Below are 8,732 nucleotides of genomic sequence, written 5' to 3' on the forward strand. Positions count from 1 at the left end.
CCTTATAAGCCCTCATGTTTTAGTTATCCACAGGCTAGACTCCTATAATTTTCCCCTTTTTTGTTTAAAACTGAGTTGTAACGATCGGAAAGCCTCATAAATTTTTCCTCTTTCCTCTGCGACATTAACTGACGCGTACTGTATTGAGCTGGTTTCATTCCTAATGTAATTACTGTAAATTCAAATAAAGTTTACTTTTTTAAATTCACTACTTGGGAGGTTGGTTTATGGATAAGCGTGTACAGCTAAATGTTGGAATAACAACGAACAACGATAGAGGCATGGAAACAGTTAAATATAACTACAGTGAGATTTTTAAAGACCTCTCTAAAGCGGCTGAACAAGGCCATGCTGATGCTCAAAACAGTCTGGCAATTATGTACAGAGAGGGTGTAGCGATTCCACGTAGTGATTATCAAGCATTCGAATGGTTCGCTAAAGCGGCTGAACAAGGCCATGCTGATGCTCAAAACAATCTAGCCATTATGTATCGTGATGGTAAAGAAATTCCTGAGGTTATGTATATGGTACAACATGACTTTGATATAAATGGAGACACTCCAACACTCCAAGAGTATAAGGATTTATTTATCGATTTTGGCATCGATTATCCCAGAAATTTAGAACTTAGCGAAATACCAGAGTTACTTTCTCAGCAACAGGGAATAGACAGTGACAAAGCCGTTGATTGGTTCATCAAAGCAGTTGCTAGCGGTAGTGATGCAGCACGAATCAACTTGAAGAATATGTTTGATAGTTAAGGCAGACATATTGATACTGCGCACTTAGAGTCTGGGTAGTTTGATACAATCCTTTTCCAAATGAACTAAACGACAAGAAGATAACAATGGCTAAACCCTTTTTAAAATGGGCGGGCGGTAAGAGCCAATTAATGCCTGAAATAATGCAACGACTGCCTGATTATGTATGTGACGGCACGCCATATCAATATGTTGAGCCTTTCAGTGGTAGTGGTGCAGTTGCATTACACCTCTTGGACAGCCCTCATCCACCTACTAAAGTCATCTTAAACGACATTAATAGCGATCTAATCAATCTCTATAGAGTGATTAAAGCGCATCCTGCTGAGCTATTAGATTATCTAAAAGTGATTCAAAGTGAATACGATAAGCTAGAAGACAAAGAAGCAAAGCAGCCGTATTACTACGATAAGCGAGATAGTTTCAACAATAGGGACAGTAGCTCTATAGAACATGCTGGGCTATTTATTTTTTTAAATAGAGCTGGCTTTAACGGTCTGTATCGTGTGAATAAAAAAAATAAATTTAACGTACCGATAGGAAGCTATAAAAAGCCAAGTTTTGTGTTCGAAGACATTATTCTCAATGCTTCACGTCTTCTGGCTAACGTAGAGATATGCAATATTAGCTTTGAAGATGTTTTGAAATTAGCTACGGATGGTAACCAATCGAAATTACCCACATTTTTTTATTTTGATCCACCTTACAAGCCATTAAATGAGTCATCAAGCTTTACCTCTTATGCTAAAGGAAGTTTTGACGATGATGACCAAGTGAAACTAAAGGAAGTTTGTGACTTACTGGACAAACAAGGGCATGAATGGTTGCTCAGCAATTCAGACACAACGAACCTTGATGCTAACAACACGTTTTTTGATGATTTGTATAAAAACTATAAGATCGAACGCGTTAAAGCTAGCCGCAGTATCAATTCGCAAGGCGGTAAGCGTGGTCAAATTAATGAACTACTGATTAGGAACTATTAGAAAATGAATGAATTATACCAAGCGGAACACTTTACCCAACTCGTTGAAACTCTAAGCCAGAAAGGTATCCTTCAATACGATTATTTTGTTAACTGGGCAAAGGTTTTAACCAAGATAGAGCCTATTGAAAAAGAGCTGAACATTCTTAACGCTGCTGTAGGTAAAGAAGATATTGAAGGTGCTTTACTCGATATTTTTAAAGAGTATCCAAAAACGGTCAAGGCCATTCCAGCCTTGCTTGCTATACGTGACAAGTCCATCGATATACTTATAGATAAAACCAACTATATACATAGGAATTTTGATTTCAAACATAGGAAGTTTACAAACGATGACTTAAATAGTTTAGTCGATTTCGTAATGCAGTCTGGTCTTGGCAAGATGATGCAAGATAGGAATATAAGGAATCTACCCGATTATTGCACAGGGGTTGAGGTAGGACTTGACTCAAATGCACGGAAAAATCGTGGCGGCACACAGATGGAGCAGCTGGTAGAGTCCTTCGTCGCTCTTTTCTGTCATGAGAATGACCTAGAGTATTTACCTCAAGGAAGTGTTAAAAGCATTAAAGAAACGTGGGGCGTGGACGTAAAAATAGGTAAAGCAGGCAAAAATATTGATTTTGTTATTTATAAGAAAAGTACAGGCACGCTCTATTTCATAGAATGTAATTTCTACAATGGTAATGGGTCAAAACTTAAGTCCACTGCATCAGAATATACGAAAATGAGTGAGTTGTGGAAGGAACAGGGCATAGAGTTTATATGGGTTACTGACGGTAAAGGTTGGTATTCATCTATCAAAGCACTTAGAGACTATTTTGATTATGAAAATTATTTGTTAAATATCGATATGCTGCAAAAAGGGTATTTAGAAAGAATTATTTTATAACAGTCCCCTCTAAAGTATTGTCTACAAACTATGTAAGAGATTACTAATAAGTAATCTCTTACTAAAAATCAGGTCAAATCTATCTTATTTTTTGTTTTTTAATTTGTCTTCCGCTGCTTCTGCTGCAGCTTTAGCAAATCCAGGGATGACCTCGGCAACCGTAAACTTTCCTATATTGAACAGAGATTTTCCTGCCCACTTTGCTCCAGCAACTGCTGTCTCCCCAGCTCCATTGGCATTTTTTATATCGTCTATGGTTTCACCCCAAGAGTAATAACTACCTTTCCCGTATTTTTCTTTACTTGTCGCAGCTCTGTCTTTCATGCTGGCTATTCTTTCTCTTTTTCCATCATCATCTAAATCTTTATAAGATACTCTTTCCTCAGACATAGCCCAATCCTCAACACAAAGTAGTTTTAATTATATTGACACTGCTGTGCTACTAAGCCTATCGACATTCTTTGCATTGGCTTTGTGCTCTAACTGTTCCATCACCCATATTGCGAAACCCAAACTTCGCTTCTATTTCTTGATGAGAATTTGCAACTTTAGGGCACTGGGGGCACTTGTGTGGAAGTTTTATAGAGCCGCTATTCATAATATACCTCGATACGATTCATGAAATAAGAAAGCTTAATATAGCAGACAATAATCTATTTTTAATATTGTTTTGAGCTATATATTCAATTAAAACTAGGAAGTGTGTTTTTTCATCTCAATCGTAAATGTAAAAGCATTGATAGTACGCACATTTCTATGCTGCTCATAACTAACCTTAATGTCTGTATGCTCGTTAATTTGTTCTATAGAGAAGTCTAGTACCTGTCTTTTAAAGTCAAACATACGCTTATACTCATGATCCAGAACCCCCAACTCCTTTCTTAGTTCTTTAATATCGATTCGTGGAGATTTACTCTTGCGATTTAGGGCAGTTAAAAGTTCATATAAACGTATAGTGTGTGCATTAGTAAGACTAGCTACCTTTTGCACGTTGTAAATCTTAAGCCGCTCTTCTAACTCATTCATAAAAGCAATGACCGTGGGTGTGAGGCTGAAAGCTACGGTCTCAACTTCATTCATATAAGCTATATCGATTACCCAATGACTAGTTCTATGCCATAGATTTGTATTCTCAGCGGGTTCTGTATAGCTAAACTGGCGTTTAAACAGGCTTCTACAAGCATCTTGTAGAAGCCCATACGCTGGCTGCTCAGGCATACCAAACATATCTACATACCTTGTGGCTGATATTTCAATACGTTTACCTAGTAAGGTGTCCAAATCAGCTGTAGTCTGATATTCCTTAGCCACAGTTATTGCTAGCAGAATCACTCTACTTTCAGCTACATTTAAACCATAACTAGCAGTAATTATGGCTTTGTCTTTTTCTGGTAGATCTTTTACAGCCATGAGTTGCCGCCCTGTACTACATACAATTGAGATTAAAAGAGAGCTTTACTATTCCAGCATGTCTGCTAAAAATTCTAATAGCTCAGGTAGATCAAACTCTCCTTCCGTAAACCCGTACTTTTCACAGTCGTCAGGAATAATTACTGTTTGACCAGAGAATCTTGAGTCTTCACTAATAATACGTAATGTACTAACAAGCTCGTCGCGTACTACCGAGGGTATTTGAGAATCCAGCAACTCATCTTCTTCTACTGACAGCTTATTAATGTTAATTGTTAAATTCTCGATTTTTATCATGGTCATTACTCGTTAAAATAAGTGGTTGTGTGAGCGCTAAAACTTGAGCATACAAATGAATCAATAATCAAGATAGTCTCGAATAGGACACTTTGTAAATTGTGAAGCGTCTTTTTTCAGGCGATTAACCATTTCAAATTCCCACATCTTAGTATCCTGCCCTGCTGGACTAGTAGAGCTCACAAGATGGTTGTAGTCTGCCACGAATTGAGGGTTACGAGCGATACGTCCTAGCTGTTTATCACTTAAACCTTCTACTGTGAACAAATCACCGTTCTTTGCACTTGTACTTAAGAGCCCATCAATTTTCTGACTCTTATCTTGCTTTACTTTAATTTTGAATGTGAAGGCCACAATGTTACGACCTTCTTTATGCTGTTCGTAAGACGCTGTGATGTTTGTATTATCGTTAATCTCTTTAATAGCATGGTCTAACACCCTATTTTTGAAATTCCCCATGGTTTTATATTGATGGTCTTCAACCCCCAAACGTGCGCGTAAATCTTGGATTTTAATTGGTGAACTCTTGCGTCTGTTAAACCACTGCATCAAGATCTCAAACATGCGTAAAGCATAAGCACTACTTAAATCTTTTATCTGTTTGAGTTCATACTCTGTATATTTCTCAGTAAGTCTAGTTATAAGCGGAATAACATCACTTCCAAACATCACCTCAATGTAGCCACCGCCTTCGCTATATGAAGCACGTTGTACAAACCTAGAATGGTTGACCTTAGTATTTCCTTTAGCATCTTTATCTGTCCAAACAAACTCGCTTTCATAAAGGCTCTCACATGCAGACTTTAATGAACGATAAGAGGTTGTTTTGTCACATTCAAAATGTTTCTGATAGTCAGAAGCTTTAATACGGTGTACACCTCCAACCTCAGACATAACACCTTGATCTCTTGCTTCAATGATAGCCAATATAATCACACGTTGGGCTACTAGATTAATTGTATATGAAGCTTCATTCAGAGCATTGGCCTTACCTATCACCTTATTATCCGACATAATCCATTGCCTTAGTTTTAATATATACACAATACTAATATAATGCATATATATATACAAGCAAGTTTTCAACGTATATATATGGGTGTATAAACGTATATATATGGGTGTATAAACGTATATATATGGGTGTATAAACGTATATATATGGGTGTATAAACGTATATATATGGGTGTATAAACGTATATATATGGGTGTATAAACGTATATATATGGGTGTATAAACGTATATATATGGGCTCTGAAACTCTTTTATTATAAGGCCTACAGGGTTCCTAAAAGCTTTTAAAAGCTTTTAAAAGCCTTAAAAACCTTTTTTGGTTATTATTAACTAATAAAAAGGGAAACTGAGTCCTTACTAAATCAGATATCGTATTTCTATACAGAGTTATGATTAGAATTCTAGAGATCTAATAAGCTATCACCCTCTTTAACGGATTGAATAAATAACTCTTTTAAATAACTTATCTAATGTTTATATCCGCTTTATAAGTCTCACCTAGAAACAGATTAAGCTATTTATTGTCTTCGTATATCTAATACCAATCTAAATCAACCTATTCAGATAACCTTTGTTTTCTTCCTATAAGTAGCAGTTCATCACAAAATATAAAAATATCACTAGACTGAGAAATTTCTACATTTCAAACATGAGTGAGACTCTCAGATACGAAAAAAGCCAATTTTTGAGAAAAACAGCATTTAGCTACGTGAAAAGTAACAATATAAACATCAGTAGGTAGTCTATAAACGGTATATAGCTATACAGCTACATGGAAAACAACACTTCTGTATCTTCGCTAACAATAGTGTATATACACATCGCAATCTGCATCAAAAGTGACGCTAGGAACGGTATTGCCGGTGTATGAACAAGAAAATGTCTATTTAAGATGGTAAGGAAGTACTATCAACGTGAAAAGTGATGCTAGAAACGATACTGCTAGTGTATGAGCAGGAAAAAGTCTATTTAAGACGGTATGAGAGTATTAGCTACGTGAAAAGTAACATATAAAGCAGGAACAAGAACGATTCTATACCTACAGCAAAAAAAATCGCTACTGACTGAAAATATATACTTCATAATTTTGACTGAGAACAGAGTTAAACAGACGGATAGAACGCTAATAGAGCATCAAAAGTGTCGTTCGGAACAAGGAGAGTGCAATAGCTACGTCAAAAGTAACGGTTGAAGCATGAAGACTCACTTTCTAGGCATGAAAAGATGCAGTTTAGGCTGCAAAACATACTAAAGAGACGGAAGGGGTATGTCAGGCCGTTTTTCTGATTATAAGTCTGCGATTACCAAGAAAAATTGAGAAAATTAGGGTCAAAAATAGAGAAAATGACACGAAAATAGGGGTATTTCACCAAAAATAGCTATAAGTCCGACTTCTGCCAAAAATAATAGCCTACTAATCCAGAATCAGGCTGTCTTCATTGTATATGTGATCATAAACTGCTTTATGAAGTTATTAAGCCAGCAGTCCCAAGTGCGCCCATTTTCACTATCGTTCTAATGGCGCCCTCGGGTGCTGGTAAGGGGAAAAAAGCCCCCCTTAACCCCCAAAATCAAAAGCCGTCGAGATCACTATGAATGCCACCAAGTCACCTAAGTCTGGTATTAAAGAACAAAGAAAAATTGAGCTAACGCTCAGAGTTAATTCGTATGAGCACGAATTAATAAAGAAGCGTCAGACCGAAAGAACAATGAGTCGATGGCTCAGAAATCTAGCTCTAAAATCAACACCAATATCTATAGCCGACCCTAATTTAATCCGTCAACTTGGACGAATTGGTTCTAATCTAAATCAAGTAGCAAGACGTGTGAACACTGATAAGGAATTAGATAAGACATTAGATAATCAATTAGATAAGCAGGTGCTAAACGAGATAACCGCTATTAGAAAGTTAATGCATGAGTTAATAAATCAGAATCTAAAAGATGCAAGGAAGGCGGACGATGATCGTTAAATTTCATGACCATGGAAAAGGCCCTGCGAGTGGTGCGACTAATTATCTATTGAAGGAGCGTGACGAATCTTCTGACAATCCAGAATCTAAACCTTTACCATTGAAGGAGCGTAAGCATGCGCGCGTGCTAAGCGGCGATCCTGTTCTTACTGAGCAGCTGATCAATACCACTCCTTATAAACAAAAATACAAAAGCGGTGTTCTCTCTTTTGAGAAGCGTTCTGATGAGCTAACAGAAAAGCAGAAATTTGAGATCATGAAAAAATTTGAGGAGGTAATTTTCTGCGGACTGGAGCGTGATCAGTACGATATTCTATGGATTGAACATGCCGATAAAGATATTGATGAGGCACATCCAGTCGGTCGCTTAGAGCTAAACTTTCTGATTCCAGGACAGGAACTGCGAAGCGGTAAAAGATTGCAACCTTTTTATGCAGGAGCTGATTTGGTTAGGGTTGATGCTTTTAAAGATGTTGTTAATTACGAGTATAAATTGGCCGATCCAAATGAGCCTAAGCGCGCGCGATTGACTAATTCGCACTCAACAAATTCTGCACCACCCTCAGCTTATATTACAAAAGGCTATGACCGCCAAGCTGCTAAAAAAGACGCTGAAATCATTAAGAATCCACCGAATCGTGAGGTATTACGTGAGGCTATCAATCGAAGAATGGAATACGATTTTAATATAGAACAGATTAAGTCTCGTGAAGGCGTATTGCTAAGTTTGAGACGGCTCGGACTAAAAATAGAGCGTTTAAACAGTGAAAACTCCATATCAGTAAGCTGTAGAAATCTGAAAGATAAACATGGTAAGCCAAGACATCTAAGACTTGAAGGTGATATATACAAAAAAGATTTTGATGCTAATAAGAAGCAGGAGCATACGATAGAAGCAGCACAAAGAGCTTATGTGTCACGATTACCGAGAGAGTATGAGCGTAATAAAAGAACCTTAGCTAAAGGCATCGAGATAAAAGAGAAGTATCACGCAGGTTTATATAAAGACGTAGAGCTACCAGAGCCGTTAAATTTGAACGTCGTTGACATACCCCTAGAGATCATCAAAGAGCAGCTAGAACGTGAACCAGAGCCAATACAGCGACAAATAGAAGATGCTAAGCTACAGAACCAAGATAATTATAAGAATGAGGCGCCGAGTTTTAACATTTTCTGAAAGTGAAATGTGAGGTCGCTTTACTTCGGTTAGTAATGAAGTCATGAGATCTCCTATAATTTTCCCCTTTTTTGTTTAAAACTGAGTTTTGGTGATCAAGAAACTCCTTATAAGCCCTCATGTTTTAGTTATCCACAGGCTAGACTCCTATAATTTTCCCCTTTTTTGTTTAAAACTGAGTTTTGGTGATCAAGAAACTCCTTATAAGCCCTCATGTTTTA

9 protein-coding genes are annotated in these 8,732 nt (G+C 37.2%); 5 read left to right on the plus strand and 4 right to left on the minus strand.

Annotation, left to right across the window (positions count from 1 at the left end):
• Positions 1 to 227: 227 nt before the first annotated feature.
• The 3 genes from HCZ91_RS13605 to HCZ91_RS13615 all read left to right on the plus strand — a co-directional run bounded on the left by HCZ91_RS13605 (position 228) and on the right by HCZ91_RS13615 (position 2,638).
• Positions 228 to 761, plus strand: coding sequence for a tetratricopeptide repeat protein (locus HCZ91_RS13605; RefSeq protein WP_179799766.1), 534 nt, complete (start codon positions 228 to 230; stop codon positions 759 to 761).
• 86 nt (positions 762 to 847) lie between these two features.
• Positions 848 to 1,747, plus strand: coding sequence for a DNA adenine methylase (locus tag HCZ91_RS13610; RefSeq protein WP_179799767.1), 900 nt, complete (start codon positions 848 to 850; stop codon positions 1,745 to 1,747).
• Positions 1,748 to 1,750: 3 nt separating this feature from the next.
• Entirely contained in the window at positions 1,751 to 2,638 is an 888-nt protein-coding gene (locus tag HCZ91_RS13615; RefSeq protein WP_179799768.1) for a type II restriction endonuclease, read from the plus strand.
• A gap of 84 nt (positions 2,639 to 2,722) precedes the next feature.
• Here HCZ91_RS13615 and HCZ91_RS13620 read toward each other — a convergent pair whose 3' ends face one another.
• The 4 genes from HCZ91_RS13620 to repM all read right to left on the minus strand — a co-directional run bounded on the left by HCZ91_RS13620 (position 2,723) and on the right by repM (position 5,359).
• Positions 2,723 to 3,028, minus strand: a complete 306-nt coding sequence (locus tag HCZ91_RS13620; protein WP_179799769.1) for a hypothetical protein — start codon at positions 3,026 to 3,028, stop codon at positions 2,723 to 2,725.
• Between the two features lie 303 nt (positions 3,029 to 3,331).
• Complete coding sequence (locus HCZ91_RS13625) at positions 3,332 to 4,048, minus strand: RepB family plasmid replication initiator protein (RefSeq protein ID WP_179799770.1); 717 nt, start codon at positions 4,046 to 4,048, stop codon at positions 3,332 to 3,334.
• A gap of 48 nt (positions 4,049 to 4,096) precedes the next feature.
• Positions 4,097 to 4,345, minus strand: a complete 249-nt coding sequence (locus tag HCZ91_RS13630; RefSeq protein ID WP_058369846.1) for a hypothetical protein — start codon at positions 4,343 to 4,345, stop codon at positions 4,097 to 4,099.
• A gap of 60 nt (positions 4,346 to 4,405) precedes the next feature.
• Complete coding sequence (gene repM / locus HCZ91_RS13635) at positions 4,406 to 5,359, minus strand: replication initiation protein RepM (RefSeq protein ID WP_179799771.1); 954 nt, start codon at positions 5,357 to 5,359, stop codon at positions 4,406 to 4,408.
• A gap of 1,594 nt (positions 5,360 to 6,953) precedes the next feature.
• Here repM and mobC point away from each other — a divergent pair.
• The gene (mobC, locus tag HCZ91_RS13640) at positions 6,954 to 7,334 is read left to right on the plus strand and encodes a plasmid mobilization relaxosome protein MobC (protein ID WP_179799772.1); all 381 of its coding nucleotides are present in this window, start codon (positions 6,954 to 6,956) and stop codon (positions 7,332 to 7,334) included.
• Positions 7,324 to 8,511 carry a relaxase gene (locus tag HCZ91_RS13645; protein WP_179799773.1) on the plus strand — a complete coding sequence of 396 codons (1,188 nt, stop codon included), beginning with the start codon at positions 7,324 to 7,326 and terminating at the stop codon, positions 8,509 to 8,511. Before mobC ends, HCZ91_RS13645 begins: the two co-directional genes overlap by 11 nt.
• The last annotated feature ends 221 nt before the right edge of the window (positions 8,512 to 8,732 follow it).

Source organism: Psychrobacter sp. BI730 (assembly GCF_013414195.1).
Lineage (GTDB): Bacteria > Pseudomonadota > Gammaproteobacteria > Pseudomonadales > Moraxellaceae > Psychrobacter.

Coding starts and splice junctions, on each gene's coding strand:
- HCZ91_RS13610 (WP_179799767.1), top strand. CDS start 848: ATGGCTAAACCCTTTTTAAAATGGGCGGGCGGTAAGAGCCAATTAATG.
- mobC (WP_179799772.1), top strand. CDS start 6,954: ATGAATGCCACCAAGTCACCTAAGTCTGGTATTAAAGAACAAAGAAAA.
- HCZ91_RS13620 (WP_179799769.1), bottom strand. CDS start 3,028: ATGTCTGAGGAAAGAGTATCTTATAAAGATTTAGATGATGATGGAAAA.
- HCZ91_RS13605 (WP_179799766.1), top strand. CDS start 228: ATGGATAAGCGTGTACAGCTAAATGTTGGAATAACAACGAACAACGAT.
- repM (WP_179799771.1), bottom strand. CDS start 5,359: ATGTCGGATAATAAGGTGATAGGTAAGGCCAATGCTCTGAATGAAGCT.
- HCZ91_RS13630 (WP_058369846.1), bottom strand. CDS start 4,345: ATGATAAAAATCGAGAATTTAACAATTAACATTAATAAGCTGTCAGTA.
- HCZ91_RS13615 (WP_179799768.1), top strand. CDS start 1,751: ATGAATGAATTATACCAAGCGGAACACTTTACCCAACTCGTTGAAACT.
- HCZ91_RS13625 (WP_179799770.1), bottom strand. CDS start 4,048: ATGGCTGTAAAAGATCTACCAGAAAAAGACAAAGCCATAATTACTGCT.
- HCZ91_RS13645 (WP_179799773.1), top strand. CDS start 7,324: ATGATCGTTAAATTTCATGACCATGGAAAAGGCCCTGCGAGTGGTGCG.